This window comes from Bacillus cereus group sp. MG16 (genome assembly GCF_040459875.1).
In the GTDB taxonomy this organism is placed as follows: Bacteria; Bacillota; Bacilli; order Bacillales; family Bacillaceae_G; genus Bacillus_A; species Bacillus_A paranthracis.
Genome location: NZ_JARVHE010000001.1, coordinates 3906694 through 3926332, shown reverse-complemented (window position 1 = coordinate 3926332; position 19639 = coordinate 3906694). Strand labels below are relative to the sequence as shown.

Here is a 19639-nt window from a genome sequence, read left to right as displayed (position 1 = left end):
TAAGATTCATATGAAATGTAAAGAGAACTTTATTTATTTTACAATAAAACTGAAAGGAATAGGAGGTAAAATAATGGAGAGAATTTCATTATCAAATGTAGGAGATACAAAGTTTCAAAGGTTATTAGGTCATAATCCGGAAATATTACATTCGTGGAGTACATTAGAAAATACATTATACAATAAAGGAACTCTTTCAGCAGAGTTAAAGGAGCAAGTGAGAAGAACATTAGCGTATGGGAATGAATGCCCGTACTGTATGGCAAAGGGAAGGCCTGATGATATGCAAAAGGTAGAAGAAATTGGTGTAGCAGTTACTTTTGCGCATACATTTATTCATGACAAAAAGGCGATAGATGATACTATGTTTCATATATTGAAACAATATTGGACGGAAAAAGAAATTGTAGAGCTTTGCGCGTATATTTGTTTTATTACTGCGTCACAACAACTTGGTTTTCTATTTCAATTACAGCCGAAAGAAGGAGAAAATGATGAATAATCAAATAGCACTTATTATAATTGATGTACAAAAGGCGTTTCAATTACCATACTGGGGTGAGAGAAATAATCTTTTTGCTGAAGAAAATATGAGAATTTTGTTAGCAGAATGGAGAAAAAGGAAACGACCAGTTTTTCATATTCAACATGTAAATAAAGAAAATGATCAGTCGATGTTTTATGAGGGAGCGGAAACAGTCAACTTTAAAGAAGAGTTGCAACCACTACCAGGTGAAGTGGTTATTCAAAAATCTGTTAATAGCGCATTCATTGGGACAAATTTAGAAGAGCAATTAAGAGAGAACAAATGTAATGCAGTAGTGATTGTAGGATTAACGACAAATCATTGTGTGGAGACTACGACACGAATGGCAGGGAATTTAGGATTTAAAACATATTTAGTGAGTGATGCGACGGCTACTTTTAACCGTAATGGTCTAGATGGTAAAGAGTATAGTGCAGAAGATATTCATAATATGACACTTGTAAATTTACATGAAGAGTTTGCTACAATTATGACGACAAAAGAAGTATTGAAATTATTTTAAGAAAATAATTGCGAATTATGTAGAAAAAAATAAGAATATTTCGTATAATCTAAGTACAATCATTTTAAAAATAGGGGTGGCATCGTATGGAGCAAATTCCGGTAAAGAGAATAGAAGAAGTACTTGTTGTAGCAGGGGATGACAAACAAAAGCAAAAGGAATTTTATGAATTGCTCTTATCTACTGAGTTTTATGTTGCTGGCTCATTAGAAGCAGAGGAAGGTGCAACAGAAGGGATACTTCGTTTGCGTCATTTCCAAGGAGAGGGTAGATGGATCGTTCCGTTCTTTACACAAATGGAATTTGTGAAAGATGTGTTGCCAGAAGGAACACCCCTTATTACGATACGTGGGAAAGAATTATTTAGTAGCATTGAGAAAGATGCCACAGCAGTATTAAATGTCGGTACTGATATAAGTAAAACATTTATTCCAGAAGAAATTGCAGATATCGCATCTGGACGAATTTTTAATTATTATAAATAAAAGGAAAAGCTGAATTGCTTTTCCTTTTTAATTTGAACACGGAGTGGCTATGCCAGAAGAAATAGAGAGTGTTTTATTATTTGTATTTATTGTCGCTGTAGCTCCAAGAGGGATTCCGATGTTTGGGCTTATATGTCCAATCGGTAAACCGAATAGGACAGGTATAGCATATGAAGTGAAATATTCATATAGTATTGTTTGCAATGATTGAGATGGTTTAGAAGGAGTGCAGTCATGACAACTTGTAAAAATAACGCCACTACATTCATGAAACTTTCCAGATAAAAGTAGCTGGTTTAACATACGGTCAATGCGATATGGTTCTTCCCCAATGTCTTCAAGCAATAAAAGTTTATTGGCTGTATTTATCTCGTAGGAGGAGCCAATGATACTCGTTAACACCGCTAAATTCCCTCCAACTAATTGACCTGTAATTGTACGGGAAGAGCTAGGTACGATACATTCTGACGCAGATAAAATGGTTGAATACGGATGAAATAGTTGGTTGAAAGAAGATAAAGAAAGAGAATCTATACCTTTCCCTAATTCTTCAACCATTGGGCCATGAAAAGTAATAAGCTTTGCATAACGTGAAAAGGCAGTATGTAAAGCTGTAATATCGCTATATCCCCAAAAGATTTTTGGATTTTGCCGAATGATTTCATATTGAATGTGAGGGAGGAGACGAGCGCTACCGTAACCACCTCGTGCACAGAAAACGGCCTTTACCTCATGATTTGAAAATGCTTCATGTATATCATCAAGCCGGACTTGATCCCTTCCAGCTAAATATCCATATTTCTCATAAACGCTCTTCCCGATTACTACAGATAAACCCATTTCTTGTAATACCTTTACACCTTTTAATACATTTTCAATTGTTGGTGGGCCGGACGGTGCAATAATCATTACTGTATCACCTTGTTGTAACGCATTTGGATATATCATTTTTTTCAGCCTCCTTCCCTTTCAATATATTCGCTTCATAGGAAGTTCAATCCTTGTAAAAGAAGGGGAAAGTTTGTCAAATAAAGAAGATATAAAGAGAATAGGAGGGGAAATAATGTTTACAAGTCGAGTCATAGATTTATTACAAATTAAGTATCCCATCATTCAAGCCGGTATGGCGGGTGCGATTACGACGCCAGAACTTGTTGCTGCTGTAAGTAATAGCGGAGGATTAGGAACGCTTGGAGCAGGCTATATGAGCCCAGAACAAATTCGTGAAGCGATTTATAAAATACGGGAACGAACAGATAAGCCTTTCGGTGTTAATTTACTATTAACGAAAGAGATACAAATAGAAGAAGAGAAGATAAACTTGGCAAAGGGATTACTTAGCGGAGTGAATAGAGAATTCGGTATAGAGGAAGAAGAGCAGGTAAAGCTTCCAAAAAGTTATAAAGAACAATTACAAGTGTTAGTAGAAGAAAAAGTACCAGTCGTTAGCTTTGCGTTTCAAACGTTAGAAAAAGAAGAGATAAATGATTTGAAAAGAAGTGGAATAAAAGTCATCGGCACAGCTACTCATGTGGCAGAGGCGAAAGTACTTGCTGAATTAGGAGTAGACATTATTGTCGGTCAAGGTAGCGAAGCAGGAGGGCATAGAGGAACGTTTATCGGGAAAGAACAGGACGCTATGATTGGTACATTTGCATTAATTCCGCAGCTAGTAGCAGCAGTTCCGCATATCCCGATTGTTGCAGCTGGTGGTGTAATGAACGGGCAAGGGCTTGTTGCGGCATTTACACTGGGAGCAGAAGCTGTTCAAATGGGATCAGCCTTTTTAACGAGTGAAGAGAGTATTACGCATGACGTGTATAAAAAAGCGGTTTTACGTAGTACAGATACGAGTACAACTGTGACTCGTGCGTTTTCCGGGAAATATGCACGAGGTATTCGTAATGAATTTATAGAGAAGCATGAAGGGAAAGAAGAAGACCTTCCGATGTATCCGGTGCAAAATGTATTAACCTCTAAAATACGCCAACAAGCAGCAAAGCAAAATAATGGAGAATATATGTCACTTTGGGCAGGACAAGCGTCATCATTAGCACGAATAGAATCAGCTCAGCATGTAGTGGAGAGAGTGATGAAAGAAGCAGATAACGTAATTGAACAATTGCAAAATGTATATAGAAAAAGACCACTTGAATAATTCAAGCGGTCTTTTCTTTAGTTTGCTTTATAAAATTGTTGGATGGCTTCATCAATATAAACCCAGCCTTTCCAACCTAAGTGCATGTGATCTTTTAAGAAGTATTTATCATACTCATGATTTGAGAAGTCAGCAATTGGATAGCCAGCTTTCTCAATTTGCTCATGAACTTTCTTATAGTACAATTCTCGGCGTTCTTTCGGGAAGCCAGCGTAATCGTACCAAGGACCTTTTACAGGAACAGAAATGAAGAGTGGTTTTGCACCAGATTGTTTTAATAAATCAAGTGCAATTTGTAAATCTTCATATTCTGGCGATTGATCATAAGCATCATTTTTTAAGTAGCCTTCACGTTGCTTTAATTTCTTCTTGATTTTGCTGTTGAAGTAACCATCTTCAATACCGTAATTGTTAGATCCAGATTCTGCTGCACCTGTTTGATCTGCATGTTTACGAGCCTCTTCCCAGCTCATTTGTTTTAATGAAGGGTCAAGTTTTTCTTTATGCGGTTTAATATTAAACATAGCTGTAAATAAATCTTTACGATCTAAAATGTTACGATAAATATAAGCGAAAGGTTTAGCAGCAAGTGCTTTTACTTTATGCTTTGTATCATCGTAAACGATACCTTCAAGCGAAATTTTTAATAAAGTTTCTTTCTTAACGATCTCAAAGTTCAATAAACGCTTTGCAATTTGCTTTTTCATTTCAGGTTTTACATCATCGTTGAAAATGAAGTGGTAACCTTGTTGCTTTGAAAAGTTAGGTGCAAAGTGTGTTTCATCAATACCTTGTGGCACAAACCATTGCGGAGAAAGAACGAATACCATTTTCTTATCCTTCAATTGATCCATCGTAGATGCAAAGTTTAATACATGTACAAGGTCTTGTGTTCCGCCACGTCCAAGTAGGAATGGTGTGAATCCTTCAGGCTTTACTTTGAAATAATTTGATGGATGGTAAGCATCCATACGTGCGAATTCCGATGAACCATACATCGGAAGGTATTTCGAGTCTGCTAACATCTTTTGCTGTAAAATCATACTTTGAATCTTTTCTTCTTTTAAAGAAGTTGCAGCTTGTTCTACTTTTTCGTCACTTAAAAGCGGGAGTAGAAAGCGCGTCGGAATAAGTAGGAATACAGCAAAAAGGGCCAATGCTAAAAGCATCGGACCAAATTTTGCTTTGTTCATCGGATTTCTTCCAACTTCTTAATAACCATGTTTGGAGTAGCCCACTCGTCACGATCAAAATCAGAAATAGAAACTTCAATATCTAAACGCTCTTGGAATTCAACTAATAAAGATACTACAGCGAAAGAATCAAGAATACCTTCTTCAAATAATTGAACATCTAAGTTTTCTTTTACAATATCGTTTTCACATACTTCTTCTAAAATATCTAATACTTGCTCTTTGAATTCTGCCATTTTTAAAATCTCCTTTATATCCGAAATATATTATATGTGCAACTTCTTAATGGTATAAGAAGGGTGCATTAAAAGTATCTGTTAAGGTGTCCAGAGAAAATGAGGAAACCGAAACATACAACGTGGAACGTAATTACAATCGCAAGGACGTGTGTAAATTTATTGTTTGGCCAAAATTTATGCTTCTTGTTTTTTCGTTCGAAAATATCGAATAAAATAAACAGTGCGGCATGATAAAGACCATAAATAATGTATTGATACACATGCTCACCAGTAATATGCCAAATTCCCATAATGAAGAAGTTTAAAAACGCCCCGATATACGAAATAGTGTAACGGTTCTTAATTAACTTTTTCTTCGTTGCAAAAAAGACGAAACGCATGTAAATAAAATCACGGAACCAGAATGATAAACTCATGTGCCAGCGGTTCCAGAAGTCTTTAATGTTACGACTAATGAACGGTTTATTAAAGTTTTCTGGCGTTTTAATACCCATCATATAACTCACACCAATTACAAATGAGCTATAACCAGCAAAGTCGAAGAATAAATATAAGCTATAGCTATACATGTAAATCATATTGGATAGGATTGTATCTTGCTGTGCAAATGCCGGATCCATAAAATATTGCTTTATTAAGTAAGCGATAATAAATTTATACAAGAAACCTTGGAAAATACGGTTTAATCCAGTATATAGTAAATTTTGATATTCTTCTGCACTAGGTGGCTTTTGAATATCTTTTTGGAATCTACGGTAACGATCGATAGGTCCTGTTGAAATTGCTGGGAAGAATAAAACGAATTCCCAAAAATTAAAGAAGGATAGTTCTTTAATTAAACCATCACGAACTTCAAATACCATTTGTACTGCCCTAAATGTTACATAAGACATACCTAAAAATACAATAAACTTTAGGTCAGGTGCAAATGGTGCGATTTTTGCCAAAATAAGTGGCAAAATCGATAAAATAACAGCTATACAAAACATGAATGTACTATTGTTTTGTTTTCTTAAAAGTAAATAGCCTTTAATAAGGGCATATTGCCAAATAATAAATGCAGCTAACATAATCGCTTGCTTCGGTTTATCTGAGAAGATAATAGCAAGCATGACTAATGTTAAAACGGCATTATATTTACGCAACATTTTACCTTTTAGTCCAGCTATGATAGTAGGTATTAATAAAATGCCCACTATAGCGAAAAAATAAAATGATCCATATGCGGTCATGCTGTAACCTCACTCAATAATTTTTTGCGATCTACCTTTCCATTTGGTGTCATTGGAATAGAAGATTGATACATGAATTTACGTGGAATCATGTAGTTTGGTAATCGCTCATTGAGTTCTTTTTTGATTGCAGATGTTAATTTGAATTCTTTTTCAAATGAATGTTCTCCAGGAACAACAACCGCTAATAAATAATCGTATTTCTCACCTTTTTTAATTGGAACGATAACTGCTCCTTCTACGTAAGAACACGCACGAAGGTGATGCTCAATTTCTTCTAATTCCATTCGATAACCATGCAGCTTAATTTGGAAATCAAGACGACCATTATAGAATAGAAGACCATTTTCAACATAGCCAGCATCGCCTGTTTTATAGGCGCGCTCACCGTCAATCATAGTAAATGCTTTTTCTGTTAATTCAGGGCTTCCTAAATATCCAACGCTTACGCTTGGACCAACAATTACGATTTCACCTTTTTCACCATCAGGCGCAATCGTACCATCTTCTTTCATAATAAGAAGGCGGCAGTCTGATTTACAGTAGCCAACTGGAAGTGATTTGTATTGATCAAGCACTTCTTCTGTAACGTGAATACCTGTTACAGCGACAGTAGCTTCAGTTGGACCGTACGTATTCATAATTGTTGCTTTTGGGAAACGCTCAATTAATTTTCTAGCTACTTCATTTGGTAACACTTCACCGCAGAATAAGAATGTTTTCATGTTTGGTAGCATACTCTCAGAGAAAGATGCTTCCATTAAACACATCTCTGCGAAAGATGGTGTGGAAGTCCATACTTGTATATCCGATTGCTCTAAAGAAGCAAACAAGTCTTTTGGACGTGCAATCATATCTTTATCAATTGCCCAAAGTGTACCACCTGTTACTAATGATGGGTAAATATCCATGACAGATAAATCAAATGAGAAAGGTGCTTGGTTTAAGAATACTTGCCCCGTTTGTAAGTTGAAATCTTCTACAGCCCATTTTGTAAAACTTACAAGGCAGTTATAAGTAATCTGAACCCCTTTCGGATTACCTGTGCTTCCTGATGTGTAAATAATGTAGAAGTTTTCATCACCTTTTACCGCATGTTCAGGATTTGGAGTTTTCCCTTTATGAGTAAAGAAAATATCTTTTAAGTTGTCCTCACTTACAATGCGAACTGGTAAATCAGTTACAGTTACTTCAGTTCCTGATAAAAGTAGTTTCGCACCAGAATTTTCAGCGATACGTTGTACACGATCAGCTGGGATAGATAAATCTACAGGAATATAAGCATGTCCAGCTTTTACACATCCTAAAAAGTTAATAATCATTTCAGGTTGCATATGGCCATACACCATAATTGGTGAACGATCATCTGGATACTCAGAAGAAATCCAATGTGCTAACGCATCAGAATCTTCCTTTAATTGTTTGTACGTAATTTTCGCATCTCGCCAAACAAAAGCAGTTTGATCAGGCGTTTCAATAGCCCACTTTTCAATTTGTTCTAATAACTTCATAACGTTCCCACCCTAGAATTCATTGTAAATAAATGTACTTGTGTTTGTATCATGGAATCCATACAACCAAAGTAATGCAAATAAAATTGCAAGGTAATAAACCGTCTTTGCAACCCATTGTGTGAGTGGTCGAGACCATATCTCTTTTAATCTTTCCATGTCTTTCCCTCTCTTAATGAAATAATAGCTCTTTGTAGGTATCATGTCCTACATTATTGTGAAAAAAACAAAATTCCACATTTTAGGTAAAAATAAGTCAAAAGGCTCTTTTCTGATATTAGCACTAAATACTAAAAAAGAAAATCCCTAACTTAGCAATTATATTACATTCAGCATCAATTTGTAATGGATTTGATATGTAAATAGGAAGTGGATTGTGTGAATACATAAAAGTGGACTAGAAGAATACGTAAAATATAGTATTTGTGCTTATGAGTCATTCGAGACAAAGTAAACTTTTACATTTCTAGCCCTTTTAAAAAGGAGGAAATTATCATGGATAGAGTGTGGAAGAATCTAATTTCGGAAGAAAATATCGTGAAATGGAGAAGGTATTTCCATAAGTATCCAGAATTATCGTTTCATGAAAAAGAAACTTCGCAATTTATATATGATACATTATGCACATTTTCTTCTTTTGAAGTAACGAGACCGACGAAGTATAGTGTACTAGCAATTAAAAGAGGAACGGAACAAGGGAAAGTGATTGCGATTCGAGCTGATATAGATGCGTTGCCAATTCAAGAGGAGACAAGTAAATCTTATACGTCTGTGAATAAAGGTGTAATGCATGCATGTGGGCATGATGCTCACGCGGCTATTTTGTTGGGTACAGCAGAAGTGCTAGCAAATATAAAGGGAAATTTTGCAGGTGAGATTCGTCTATTCTTTCAGCATGCAGAAGAGGTGTATCCTGGCGGGGGACAAGAAATGGTTGAAGCAGGCGTAATGGATGGTGTTGATTATGTAATAGGTTTACATGTTATGTCAGGACTTGAGAGCGGGAAGATAGGCATTGCGTATGGGCCGATGATGGCTGCACCAGACGTATTTACAGTTGAAATTCAAGGGAAAGGAGGGCACGCGGCGAGGCCAGAAGAAACGATAGATCCTATTGCTATCGGTGCACAGATTATTACAAATTTACAACATATCGTATCAAGAAATACAAGTGCTTTTATGCAAAGAGTCATTTCGGTTACGCAGTTTCATGGGGGAATGGCTGATAATATTATTCCTAGTGCAGCAACTTTAATGGGAACTGTTCGTTCATTTAATCAAGCATTAAGGATAGAAGCAGAAGAGAAAATTGAGAAAATCGTGAAAGGAATTACCGAAGCACATGGAGGGTCGTATACATATTCGTATCGATATGGATATGATCCGGTTATTAATGATGAATATATTACGAAAGTAGTAGAAGAAAGTGCACTACATTTGTTTGGAAATGAGCGTGTTGTGAAGCTTGAACCTTCTATGGGAGGAGAAGATTTTTCGGCATATTTAAGAAAAGCACCTGGTTGTTTTATTAAATTAGGGACTGGTAATAAAAAGATAAATACTTGCTATCCGCATCATCATCCAAAATTTGATGTAGATGAATCAGCTCTCATTTATGGAGTGGAATTATTTTTAGAAACAACAATGAGATTATTGAAATCATAGAAAAGTATAAAGTGCAACTTTAATCAGTGGGGGTTTTACTGCCCATTAAAGTGGGATAAAAAAAGGCAACTGCGCTTTATCGCAGTTGCTTTTATTTCTTTCCGTCAGAGAGGGCTGAGAAAGAACTATGCTCATTTATAGTATATGAATAGCTAACGGACAAGCTTGTACATTTTAATCATTTTTAAAAAAAAGTTGTTGACAGTGATAATCAATATCAATTAATCTAAAAATAGTTGAAATTGATAATTATTATCAATAGGATGGATGCGACATGTTAATGAGAAAAAAATTTCACCTTCTACGGAGGGGATTAAAAGATAAAAATAAAGAAGTTGATCAGCATATGGAATGGCAACGAAATGTAATTCGTTCTGAATATGTAGATGAGAAGAAGAGCATTCAAACAGAAAAAGAGATACAAAGTAAGGGGAGAGGTTCAGTTGAGTAAGTTAGTAATGATTTTTGCAAGTATGAGTGGAAATACAGAGGAAATGGCTGATCATATTGCCGGCGTGATTCGTGAAACTGAAAATGAAATTGAAGTGATTGATATTATGGATTCACCAGAAGCTTCTATATTAGAACAGTATGATGGAATTATTTTAGGTGCATATACTTGGGGAGATGGTGACCTTCCTGATGATTTCTTAGATTTTTATGAAGCAATGGATTCTATTGATTTAACTGGGAAAAAAGCGGCAGTATTCGGATCATGTGATTCGGCTTATCCAAAATATGGCGTGGCAGTTGACATTTTAATAGAAAAGCTAAAAGAACGCGGGGCAGAAGTTGTGTTAGAAGGATTAAAAGTAGAATTAACGCCAGAAGATGAAGATGTAGAAAAATGTTTACAGTTTGGAGCTGAATTTGTAAAACACCTTTCTTAATGGCAGAAGGGAGATGAAGAGCAAGTGCATGAGAAAATCGCAATTAAAACGATGACAGATTATCATTTGTATGATTTTATGCGTTGTCCACATAAATTTTATTTTCGTCATATAAAAAGAAGAAAACCTTCTTCGTTTGAATGGCAACAAATCGCACAAATGATTGTGAATCGAATTATTAACGAATATTACACATTACCGGCAGGCCAACAAACAAAAATTGTACTTTTACTATTAATAGAAAAGTATTGGAAAAAAGTAAGGGTTAATATGTTTGCTTCGAAGATGGAGTATTACATTGTGTTAGCGAAGCTAACGGATCACTTATTACAGTTTGTTGAAAGAGATGATAGTCAGACACCACCGTTATTTTTATATGAAAAATTTCAAACATATATGGAAGAATTAGGTGTCCACATGTCATTGACATTAGAAGTTGGTGAGTGGAGTACTGAGTCGTTTGTAATTAAAAAGTATGTTGTCGATGCGGATGAGGAAATGCTTGCTCTTTGTCAAAAGCTAATGACAGTATTCAGTTATAAAGCTTTCGGCATTCTTCCAGGGAAAATTGAAGTTATTAATTTAATAGAAGGAATTAAGTATGACTACACTCCGAAACAGGAAGATATTATAACTGGAATGGCTCATTTATCTAGAATGAAAGAAATGTTACAGCAACCTGAGCATTATACAGAGCGTCATTTTCGTTCTGAGTGTATAAGTTGTGCATTTCGTAGTGAATGCCAAGGGGAAGAAGTAAAGAAAGAAGCGAAACAGAAGAAAAATATCGTACATTAAAGGATGCAATGTTGCATTCTTTTTTGTTATTGACATGAAAAGCTTTTCATCATGTACCGTATATTTGTAGCAGATTTTAATAAAGGGAGGAATAATCAATGAAAGATGAAGCGCAAGTATTTCAATGGTTAAAAGAACAGAATGCCCCTTTTGGAATTCAACTGCAAATTTTACAGGCATTTCAACTGTATAAAGTCATTGTTGAAATGGATAAAAAGTTAATGTTATATGAGGAGAGAGAATATAGGGAGAGAATGTAATCTCATCCCTGTAGTATTGCTTTCAGTTGTTCTATACCAGCTAAAAACTCAAGTTCATTCTTTGTTTCAAAGTTATAAATCATATTATGTAGTAAAGGACTGTATTGATAAAAATTTGTGATACGGTGAATGAGTAATGGATCATGGTGTGAAGTAAGTGTACTATATTGTTCATGCACTGATGTAGTAAATTCATGTCCGAAATCATCATATAGCCCAACAAAATCAAAGGCAGGATCTCCAATTTGAGCATCACCAAAATCGATAATCCCTGAAATGGTTTTATTTTGTTTATCAAATAAAATATGATGATGTGTAAAGTCAGCGTGAATGATTGCATTTGGAAATACCGATGTAGCTATACAGGCAAAAAAATTCTCGAATAAACGGTTTAAGGTTGATTTCTGGAACGAAGTTAGACTGTTAGTAACATACTCATTTAATTTAGTTTGTAGCTCTTTCCAGTAGGTAAGTGTTTTTTCGGTAGGGAACCCTAACGCTGTAACACTTTTTAGAGGAATGCTATGTAGAGCCGCAAGGAAAGTAGCTAATTGTGTAATAATTATTTTTCGTTCTTTTTCATCTAAGTTCGCAACTAGTTCTGTTTTTAATGGTTCACCATGAATGAGAGTATAGTAACTACAAAGAGGAACCTCATCAGATTCATTTTTATAAATTAGGTGATATTGTGGAACTTCGATTTCTTGTAGTGATTGAGTGAGAATTGTGCACAGTTCTTTTTCTAACGGAATTCGCATTGCATATTCCTGTTTTCGCGGGAAACGAAACAGTAGTTCATCATTTACAATAACCGCTACATTATCCCATCCTTCTTCATTTTGTTTATATGAGTGTATAGAAAGATTAGGAAAAGCTTCTTTTATATATTGTTTGTAAGAGTCCATACTTGTTCCTCGTTTCTAATTTAAGTTATTCTACTTTATGATATCAGAATTTTCTTTTTATATGTTAAAATATACCTATCATTATGGAGAAGGGCGGGAGAATTACGAAGAAAAGAATAGTAATCATTTCTCTATGTATCGTTTTTGGACTGTTTTGGTCATATAAAGAAGAAGTTTTTGCTAGCTATAAACTAATTGATCAGTACGGATTAAATAAGGAATTAAAGAACAAAAGTATAGAAACTTTAACTCATAATGAAATGAAAAAGGTAGGAGAACATTTTGTGACCGAGCAACTATCAGTTTTTGAGTTTACTAATAAAGAAGATGTGAAACGAAAAGGTGAAGAACTATTTTTAAATAGAGGGTATGAACAATTAATGAAAAATTATTATCCAAATCGTTTTCAGGATTTAGAGTATAAATTTATAAACGAGGAGATACGTGAAGTGACGGATGGAAGTTTTCTCTATCAAACTGTAGCGTACGTGGCGGGTACTGAAAATGGTAAGAGAAGCGAAATGAAATTGAATTATGAAATGAAAATTGTAAAGGTTAATCATGCATTAAAGGTGTTAGAACAAAAACAGTACGTACAATAAAGTGAAACATAAATCAGTGCCATAAATAGCGGAATAAAAAATCCCCCAGTTCTTTGAGGGATTCTAAAGATTTTCATTTTGTTGACCAAGTTCTTTTTGAGCAATATATAAATTTCCTTGCTCGACTTGTTTCTGAGTAAGAACAGAATCACCTGCATACCCTTTTTCTGTTTTTACAGTTCTTTTTGAACGATTGGAATCTTGTTTCTTCATATAATAAATCACCTTCCATCAAAAATAAACGAAAATGATAAGCACAAGCAATACAGCGGCAAAAATGGTAATCCCCATTAAAAACGAAGTGTTTTTATATTTAGGTTGTTTATGTACATCTTGCCGATATCCAGGTGAAATTTCAGGGGCGAATTCTTCGTCGAATGATTGCTTTTTTTCTTTTTCGTCCATATGTATCCACCTTTCTTTTTCATTATGTTATACGTTACAAGAAAAAATATGCATAAAGAAAACAACCGCTATATTATGAGCGGCTGTTTTGCGTTGTATATTTTCTCTGAACTTGAAAGAGACGGATAAGGAGGAAGGTTGCTCCAAATGCTAGACCGATAATAAGACCGATCCAATATCCTTTTGCTGCCCAATCAGTATAGGTTGCTAATATGTAACCGAGAGGGAGACCAATTACCCAATAGGCGATTAATGTCATAATTAAGGCGACATTTACATCTTTATAACCACGTAGTGCCCCTTGTACAGGGGTTGCAATTGCATCTGAAATTTGAAATAAAATCGCAAATATAAGGAATTCTTTTGCTAAATGATGAACTTGTATATCTGTCGTATAAATCGAAGCAATTTCATCATCAAAGAAGTAAAGAAGAATGGAATATAATAGGGCGAATGCAAGTGCTAAGCCAATCCCGATAAATCCATATTGTTTTGCGTTATTATATCGTTTCGCTCCAACTTCAAATCCAACAGAGATGGTCATGGCCATTGCTAAACTTAAAGGAGTCATATACAGCAAGGAAGCGAAGTTCATAGCTGCTTGATGAGCTGCGATTGTTGTCGTACTAAAATTACTCATCATAAGTGTTACTGCAGCGAAAATACTCGTTTCAAAAAAGATAGCAAATCCGATAGGGACGCCAAGTTTTAAGAACTCTTTCCAACTAGAAAGAGAAGGGCGATATAACTGTTTAAAAATATGGAAAGATGCAAAAGGCTCTTTCGTACGAATAATCATAACGGTAATAATTAAAATGCACCAATAGGTTGCTGCAGAAGCAATTGCTGCTCCGACACCACCGAGTTTTGGAAAACCGAAGTTACCGAAAATTAATACATAATTTAATACTACATTAATTGGTAATGATAGTAATGTAATGATCATCGTTGTACGAGTTTTTCCTAATGCATCAATAAATCCGCGTAAAACTGTGTAAGTAAATAAAGGGATAATTCCAATTGCAATAATACTTAAAAATTGTGCTGCAATACGTTCTACCGGTTCTTCTAATCGCATGCCATTTAAAATAGGTGTAACAGTAAAGAAACCGATAAGGATAACAACGAGGCTAGCGAAAATGGCTAAATATACTGCCTGTATGACAACGTGAGGAACATCCTCTTTTTTCTTAGATCCAACGAGTTGTGCAACAATTGGAGTCGTAGCCATCAAAATTCCTGTTAATCCCGTACTAACTGGAATCCATATACTTGTTCCGATAGCAACACCTGCTAAATCAATAGGGCTTGCATGTCCTGACATTGTCGTATCGAAAAAACTCATTGCAAATAATGACATTTGCGTAACGAAAATCGGGAAAAATAGTAATACAAATTGTTTTAATTTTTGTGATAATGAATTAGTTTCTTTCATAAAATCCCCTTTCCGCTAAAAAACAAACTCTAACTATCATACAATTTAATCAAAAAATAGAAAAGAAATACGCGCATACAATATGCACAATCAATAAAAAAAGGATGCACTTTAAAAGGGGATAAGGTATTATGATAAGGTGTGAAAAATTACATATTTGTTATTAAGGAGGCACTACTCGTGGCTGATTGGTTAATTGGAATAATCATGGGTGCTGTTGAAGGTTTAACAGAGTTTTTACCAGTTTCATCAACAGGACATATGATTTTAACAGGTCATTTACTTGGATTCGACGACGAGAGAGCGAAAGTTTTCGAAGTTGTTATTCAATTGGGATCGATTTTAGCAGTTGTAGTTATATTTTGGAAGCGTCTATGGTCTTTAGTAGGTATAGGAAAAGTAACAGATGGACCATCGTTAAATTTATTACATATTATTATCGGAATGATTCCTGCCGGCATATTAGGTGTATTATTCCATAGTGCAATTAAAAAGGTTTTATTTGGTCCAGGACCAGTTGTCATTAGTTTAGTAGCCGGTGGTATTTTAATGATTGTTGCTGAGAAGTTTTCGAAACCAAGTACAGCAAGAACATTAGATGAAATCACATATAAGCAAGCATTTACAATTGGAATGTTCCAATGTTTAGCGCTTTGGCCAGGATTTTCTCGTTCTGGTTCTACAATAAGTGGTGGTTTATTAGCTCGCGTGTCACATACAGCGGCAGCTGAATATACATTCATTTTAGCAGTACCAATGATGGTAGCTGCAAGTGGCTTAGATTTAATTAAAAGCTGGGATATATTAAGTGCGGCTGATATACCGCTATTTGCAACAGGATTTATTACGGCGTTCGTTGTTGCAATGCTTGCAATTGTTTCATTCTTAAAATTATTATCTCGTGTAAAACTAACACCGTTTGCTTACTACCGTTTCATTTTAGCTGCGGTATTCTATTTCTTCATTATGTAATAAAAAAACTGCCGAGTTCGGCAGTTTTTTTATTTTACTACTTTTTCCATCATGCTTTCCATTACATGTTCCCAAAGAGAAGTGTCATCAGCTAATGTGGCACGGAAATTAGCGTACATTTCTTTTTGTTTCTCTTCGAATGTTGGATCTTCTTTTTCAGGCAATGTAGCGCGCATTGAAGTTACTAACTCTTGTACTTTTGGAGCACGTGGTCCCCAAACGGCTTGTTCGTTTCCATCTTTATCAATGAAAATAAAGATTGGAATTGCACGTGCTGTTCCGTTTGTTAAATATTGATCCATTAATTCTAAGTTTTCATCGCGAATTAATAATGACATATCAATATTTGCAACTTCAGAAATTCGTTTCATAACAGGCACGCATAAAAGAGCATCGCCACACCAATCAGCTGTTAATACGATAACACGCCAGCCGTCATTTTGACGTTCTTCTAATACAGGAAGTAATTCATTTGGAATTAAAAAATTATTGTAAATGTGAAGTAACTCGTATTGATTTACTTTCATTTCATTTACATATGTATCAAAGGACATACCTTTATCAGCCCATTGTTGTAAGTTCATAAGTAACACCTCTTTAGTATGATTTGCTTTCATTGTACCAATTTTTATATAGAAAAGCTTGTATTCTTACTCTTTCTTGTCACTTAATAATTTACTTAATAGGAAAAAGAATAGTACGACACATAATTCAGCTATGTTGGACAGTTGTACGCTCTCTATCCAATCGTCAGCGGTATGAATGACGAACCAATCTAGCGTAATTTCAATGATTGCGAAAAGAGTAATAGAAAGCCAATTTGGCATGTTTTGTGTCATTGGATATAGCAGTGCCTTGAAGAAACCGAAGATGAAAAATATAATACCGTCTAAGAAAGTAATTAATAAAAAAAATAGAAGTAAGGAAGTGCGCGACCGATACTCTACACCAGTAATATGAAAGATTCCTACATATATAAAAAATATAAATGCGAAAATTACAATGAGGAACAGAATAACAAAACCAATGATCAAAGTTTTATCTTTTAGATTGAAATTCGAAAATTTGTCTTCTTCACCCACTATCCCAACTCCTTTTTTGGAAAATTAACTTCATTTTATCATGAAATATCTATTAAAAAACTACGAATTATGGGAAAATAAGGTGACAAAAAGTAAGATTTCATGTAAAATTATTAATAAGGTTTTTATTTAATCAAATGAAATAAAAGGGGCTGTCAAAGTTGTCTCAAAATCGAGAGCAATTAATGGAAGAACTATCGACAAATGTTTTTGCTATGTTCCGCACGTTGCGTAATGATATTGGAAAAATATTTGGTGGTTACATACCGTGGAATGAGTTCATCGTCCTTAGAATATTGAATCGTACGAATAAAGAAATGGTATCACGTGTGGCGAATGAGTTAAATGTGTCGAATAGTCATATTACAGCTGTTACAGAAAAATTAATTAATAAAGGTTTTGTAACTCGTTCACGTTCTACGTCAGATCGCCGAGTTGTATATTTGGAGATTACTGAACAAGGAAAAGATTTAGTTGCAAAAATGGAAGGTGCAAAAAAACAATATTTGCAAGAAAGATTTTCTACACTCTCAGAAGAAGAAATGAATATAATGATATCTATTTCTAAAAAACTTATTTAAGTCATTATAAGCAAGAAAACGCTTACACTTAGAAAAAGAAGACTTTCCTTATATGAGGAAGGTCTTTTTTCGTATGTAAAAGATTATAAAAAAGAAAATATGTAACATACTACTAATAAAGGAAGGGGGCAGAAATATGACAAATCGAAATGGTAGTAAAGGGAGCGGAAATCAAGGCTCACCGAAATCAGGGCAATTTCAACAAGAGTTTAGTGCAGAATTTGAAACTGGTAACGATAATAAAGGAAAAGAATATCGTTCGAAAAAGGGAAGTAAATCAAAAAAGGAGTGAATCATTTCACTCCTTTTTTGATTTAAGATGCGGCAGATTGATCTGTATTATATTTTTCTTCTGATTTTGCGACAATCATTGCGCAAATTGCATCACCAGAAATATTTACAGCTGTTCTTGACATATCTAGAATGCGGTCAATACCGATAATTAAGGCAATACCTTCTACCGGTAGATTTACTTGATTTAAAACCATCGTCAGCATTACAAGCCCAACACCTGGTACACCAGCAGTGCCGATACTAGCTAGTACAGCAGTTAATACGACTACAGCTAGTTGGGAAATAGTAAGTTCAACGCCGTATACTTGAGCGATAAATACAGTTGCTACACCTTGCATAATGGCAGTACCATCCATATTAATTGTTGCACCTAGTGGTTGTACAAAAGAGCTGATTGCTTTTGGAACACCAAGCTTCTCTTGTGCGGTTTTCATTGCAAATGGAAGAGATGCATTAGAGCTAGATGTACTAAATCCAATCGCCATTACTGGTCCGAAATGTTTAAAGAAACGGACAATGCTTTCTTTTGCTAATACTTTTAATAAGCCACCATATACGAAGACACCGTGAATAATAAGTACTAGCATAACGACAATCATATACTTGAACATCGCAGCGACGCCTGCAAGACCCATTTTACCGACGGATGAAGCAAGCAACCCAAATGTTCCGATTGGAGCTAATTTCATAACGAGATTAACGAGATACATCATTAATTCGTTGCCCTGTTCAAGTAATGAATGAATACCTTGGACACGTTTTCCTAAAATAGCTATACCAAGTCCAATTAATACGGCAAAGGCAATAATTTGTAACATGTTTCCATCAGCCATCGCTTTTGCTGGATTATCTGGTACGATATTTAGCAATGTATCGACGAAAGATGTTTCGGTTTTTGCACCTTCATATTTAAGCCCTTCGGTTTTAAAATTACCACCAGATCCTGGTTGTATAATCAGTGCAAATGTAACTGCAATAGAGATGGCAACGGCTGTAGTTACAAGAAAAAATGAAATTGATTTTAAACCAATTCTTCCAAGTTGCTTCGGGTCCCCAAGACCAGCAGCTCCAAGTACGATAGAGATGAATACAACAGGGACAACTAGCATTTTAATGAGGCGAATAAACAATTGACCAAGTGGATTGAACACATATTGATTTAATGGTTCAAAAATGGATGGTGCAGCTAAATTTAAAGTGAGTCCGACAATTAAACCGAGAAATAATGCAATTAAGATTGCTTTTGTTTGTTTCAATAAAACCCCCTCCTTATCTTTGTGAAATTACTTTCTACATTAATTGTACCGAAAAACTACCTATTTTGACAATATTTTCTGAATATTTCGCACAAAAAGTATCTATTTAAATATAGATTGCTTTTACTAAAGTAAGCAGAAAAAGCTAAATAAACTATTTAGAAAACAAAATAGACCATCACATAGGATGGTCTAGGGAAGGGGACAATTTATGTCAATTTAATTAGGGATGGAAGTTGTTCAAGACACTGGGGAATGTCTTATAAATTAGGGAGGAACAACTTCGATACATATACTATAAAATGTGGATGTGACGCCCATGTGAACATAGAGTGAAAGAGAGAGGGAGTTTTAAATAGAAGATAGAAAGACAAAAAATAAGACCATCGAAAATGATGGCCAAAGGAAGGGGACAATTTATGTCAATTTAATTAGGGATGGAAAGCTGTTCAAAGACACTGGGGAATGTCTTATAAATTAGGGAGGAACAGCTCCGATACATATACTATAAAAGATAGATGTGACCCCCATGTGAACATAGAGTGAAAGAGAGAGGGAGTTTTAAATAGAAGATAGAAAGACAAAAAATAAGACCATCGAAAATGATGGCCAAAGGAAGGGGACAAT

General features: G+C 35.0%; 26 protein-coding genes. 13 read left to right on the top strand and 13 right to left on the bottom strand.

What is annotated here, in order from left to right; translation table 11 throughout:
* Nucleotides 1-10: 10 nt before the first annotated feature.
* From QCI73_RS20360 to QCI73_RS20350, 3 genes are all read left to right on the top strand, one after another.
* On the top strand, nt 11-502 hold the full coding sequence (locus QCI73_RS20360) for a carboxymuconolactone decarboxylase family protein (RefSeq protein ID WP_262726199.1): 492 nt from the start codon (nt 11-13) through the stop codon (nt 500-502).
* Complete coding sequence (locus QCI73_RS20355) at nt 495-1049, top strand: cysteine hydrolase family protein (protein ID WP_001064616.1); 555 nt, start codon at nt 495-497, stop codon at nt 1047-1049. Before QCI73_RS20360 ends, QCI73_RS20355 begins: the two co-directional genes overlap by 8 nt.
* An 86-nt stretch (nt 1050-1135) precedes the next feature.
* Nucleotides 1136-1534, top strand: a complete 399-nt coding sequence (locus tag QCI73_RS20350; RefSeq protein ID WP_000435209.1) for an SseB family protein — start codon at nt 1136-1138, stop codon at nt 1532-1534.
* A 27-nt stretch (nt 1535-1561) separates the two neighbouring features.
* Here QCI73_RS20350 and QCI73_RS20345 read toward each other — a convergent pair whose 3' ends face one another.
* Nucleotides 1562-2482 (bottom strand): S66 peptidase family protein, encoded by a 921-nt coding sequence (locus QCI73_RS20345; protein ID WP_353823628.1) that lies wholly within the window; start codon nt 2480-2482, stop codon nt 1562-1564.
* Between the two features lie 115 nt (nt 2483-2597).
* Here QCI73_RS20345 and QCI73_RS20340 point away from each other — a divergent pair, with 115 nt between their 5' ends.
* Complete coding sequence (locus QCI73_RS20340) at nt 2598-3692, top strand: NAD(P)H-dependent flavin oxidoreductase (RefSeq protein WP_353823627.1); 1095 nt, start codon at nt 2598-2600, stop codon at nt 3690-3692.
* Between the two features lie 17 nt (nt 3693-3709).
* Here the strand turns inward: QCI73_RS20340 and dltD are convergent, their stop codons facing one another.
* The 5 genes from dltD to QCI73_RS20315 all read right to left on the bottom strand — a co-directional run bounded on the left by dltD (nt 3710) and on the right by QCI73_RS20315 (nt 8026).
* The gene (dltD, locus tag QCI73_RS20335; protein WP_001030285.1) at nt 3710-4885 is read right to left on the bottom strand and encodes a D-alanyl-lipoteichoic acid biosynthesis protein DltD; all 1176 of its coding nucleotides are present in this window, start codon (nt 4883-4885) and stop codon (nt 3710-3712) included.
* Nucleotides 4882-5121: a D-alanine--poly(phosphoribitol) ligase subunit DltC gene (dltC, locus tag QCI73_RS20330; protein WP_000807310.1), complete on the bottom strand. Its 240-nt coding sequence runs from the start codon at nt 5119-5121 to the stop codon at nt 4882-4884. The genes dltD and dltC overlap by 4 nt, the downstream gene beginning before the upstream one ends.
* 68 nt (nt 5122-5189) lie before the next feature.
* A complete protein-coding gene (dltB, locus tag QCI73_RS20325) occupies nt 5190-6356 on the bottom strand; it encodes a D-alanyl-lipoteichoic acid biosynthesis protein DltB (RefSeq protein ID WP_327923570.1) in 1167 nt (388 codons plus the stop codon).
* Nucleotides 6353-7867, bottom strand: coding sequence for a D-alanine--poly(phosphoribitol) ligase subunit DltA (gene dltA / locus QCI73_RS20320; RefSeq protein ID WP_000770523.1), 1515 nt, complete (start codon nt 7865-7867; stop codon nt 6353-6355). Before dltA ends, dltB begins: the two co-directional genes overlap by 4 nt.
* Before the next feature lie 12 nt (nt 7868-7879).
* Complete coding sequence (locus tag QCI73_RS20315) at nt 7880-8026, bottom strand: teichoic acid D-Ala incorporation-associated protein DltX (protein ID WP_000440293.1); 147 nt, start codon at nt 8024-8026, stop codon at nt 7880-7882.
* Nucleotides 8027-8362: 336 nt separating this feature from the next.
* Between QCI73_RS20315 and amaA the strand changes: the two genes are divergently transcribed.
* The 5 genes from amaA to QCI73_RS20290 all read left to right on the top strand — a co-directional run bounded on the left by amaA (nt 8363) and on the right by QCI73_RS20290 (nt 11480).
* Nucleotides 8363-9532, top strand: a complete 1170-nt coding sequence (amaA, locus tag QCI73_RS20310; RefSeq protein WP_353823626.1) for an N-acyl-aliphatic-L-amino acid amidohydrolase — start codon at nt 8363-8365, stop codon at nt 9530-9532.
* Nucleotides 9533-9806: 274 nt separating this feature from the next.
* A complete protein-coding gene (locus QCI73_RS20305; RefSeq protein WP_000929012.1) occupies nt 9807-9983 on the top strand; it encodes a hypothetical protein in 177 nt (58 codons plus the stop codon).
* Nucleotides 9976-10422, top strand: coding sequence for a flavodoxin (locus QCI73_RS20300; RefSeq protein ID WP_262726205.1), 447 nt, complete (start codon nt 9976-9978; stop codon nt 10420-10422). The genes QCI73_RS20305 and QCI73_RS20300 overlap by 8 nt, the downstream gene beginning before the upstream one ends.
* 24 nt (nt 10423-10446) lie before the next feature.
* Nucleotides 10447-11220, top strand: a complete 774-nt coding sequence (locus QCI73_RS20295; RefSeq protein ID WP_353823625.1) for a hypothetical protein — start codon at nt 10447-10449, stop codon at nt 11218-11220.
* Nucleotides 11221-11318: 98 nt separating this feature from the next.
* A complete protein-coding gene (locus tag QCI73_RS20290; RefSeq protein WP_074610771.1) occupies nt 11319-11480 on the top strand; it encodes a hypothetical protein in 162 nt (53 codons plus the stop codon).
* Nucleotides 11481-11482: 2 nt separating this feature from the next.
* Here the strand turns inward: QCI73_RS20290 and QCI73_RS20285 are convergent, their stop codons facing one another.
* Nucleotides 11483-12385, bottom strand: a complete 903-nt coding sequence (locus QCI73_RS20285; RefSeq protein WP_353823624.1) for an aminoglycoside phosphotransferase family protein — start codon at nt 12383-12385, stop codon at nt 11483-11485.
* 83 nt (nt 12386-12468) lie between these two features.
* Here QCI73_RS20285 and QCI73_RS20280 point away from each other — a divergent pair, with 83 nt between their 5' ends.
* Nucleotides 12469-12987 (top strand): biotin transporter BioY, encoded by a 519-nt coding sequence (locus QCI73_RS20280; RefSeq protein ID WP_353823623.1) that lies wholly within the window; start codon nt 12469-12471, stop codon nt 12985-12987.
* Nucleotides 12988-13050: 63 nt separating this feature from the next.
* On the opposite strand, the gene QCI73_RS20275 is transcribed toward QCI73_RS20280, so the two are convergent.
* The 3 genes from QCI73_RS20275 to QCI73_RS20265 all read right to left on the bottom strand — a co-directional run bounded on the left by QCI73_RS20275 (nt 13051) and on the right by QCI73_RS20265 (nt 14827).
* Complete coding sequence (locus QCI73_RS20275) at nt 13051-13200, bottom strand: hypothetical protein (protein WP_000743739.1); 150 nt, start codon at nt 13198-13200, stop codon at nt 13051-13053.
* A gap of 18 nt (nt 13201-13218) precedes the next feature.
* Entirely contained in the window at nt 13219-13392 is a 174-nt protein-coding gene (locus QCI73_RS20270) for a hypothetical protein (RefSeq protein ID WP_000343560.1), read from the bottom strand.
* A gap of 73 nt (nt 13393-13465) precedes the next feature.
* Nucleotides 13466-14827 (bottom strand): MATE family efflux transporter, encoded by a 1362-nt coding sequence (locus tag QCI73_RS20265; protein WP_353823622.1) that lies wholly within the window; start codon nt 14825-14827, stop codon nt 13466-13468.
* Between the two features lie 180 nt (nt 14828-15007).
* Between QCI73_RS20265 and uppP the strand changes: the two genes are divergently transcribed.
* The gene (gene uppP / locus QCI73_RS20260) at nt 15008-15799 is read left to right on the top strand and encodes a bacitracin resistance undecaprenyl-diphosphatase (RefSeq protein ID WP_000796243.1); all 792 of its coding nucleotides are present in this window, start codon (nt 15008-15010) and stop codon (nt 15797-15799) included.
* Between the two features lie 29 nt (nt 15800-15828).
* Here the strand turns inward: uppP and QCI73_RS20255 are convergent, their stop codons facing one another.
* Both QCI73_RS20255 and QCI73_RS20250 read right to left on the bottom strand, forming a co-directional pair.
* Nucleotides 15829-16416, bottom strand: coding sequence for a thioredoxin family protein (locus QCI73_RS20255; RefSeq protein WP_003266558.1), 588 nt, complete (start codon nt 16414-16416; stop codon nt 15829-15831).
* Between the two features lie 33 nt (nt 16417-16449).
* Nucleotides 16450-16881, bottom strand: a complete 432-nt coding sequence (locus tag QCI73_RS20250; RefSeq protein ID WP_327923577.1) for a YrvL family regulatory protein — start codon at nt 16879-16881, stop codon at nt 16450-16452.
* 161 nt (nt 16882-17042) lie between these two features.
* On the opposite strand from QCI73_RS20250, the gene QCI73_RS20245 reads away from it, so the two are divergent.
* Both QCI73_RS20245 and QCI73_RS20240 read left to right on the top strand, forming a co-directional pair.
* Nucleotides 17043-17462, top strand: coding sequence for a MarR family winged helix-turn-helix transcriptional regulator (locus QCI73_RS20245; protein WP_000081439.1), 420 nt, complete (start codon nt 17043-17045; stop codon nt 17460-17462).
* A gap of 136 nt (nt 17463-17598) precedes the next feature.
* A complete protein-coding gene (locus tag QCI73_RS20240) occupies nt 17599-17754 on the top strand; it encodes a hypothetical protein (protein ID WP_000184931.1) in 156 nt (51 codons plus the stop codon).
* Between the two features lie 22 nt (nt 17755-17776).
* Here the strand turns inward: QCI73_RS20240 and QCI73_RS20235 are convergent, their stop codons facing one another.
* Nucleotides 17777-19012: a dicarboxylate/amino acid:cation symporter gene (locus QCI73_RS20235; protein WP_000814795.1), complete on the bottom strand. Its 1236-nt coding sequence runs from the start codon at nt 19010-19012 to the stop codon at nt 17777-17779.
* Nucleotides 19013-19639 lie beyond the last annotated feature (627 nt).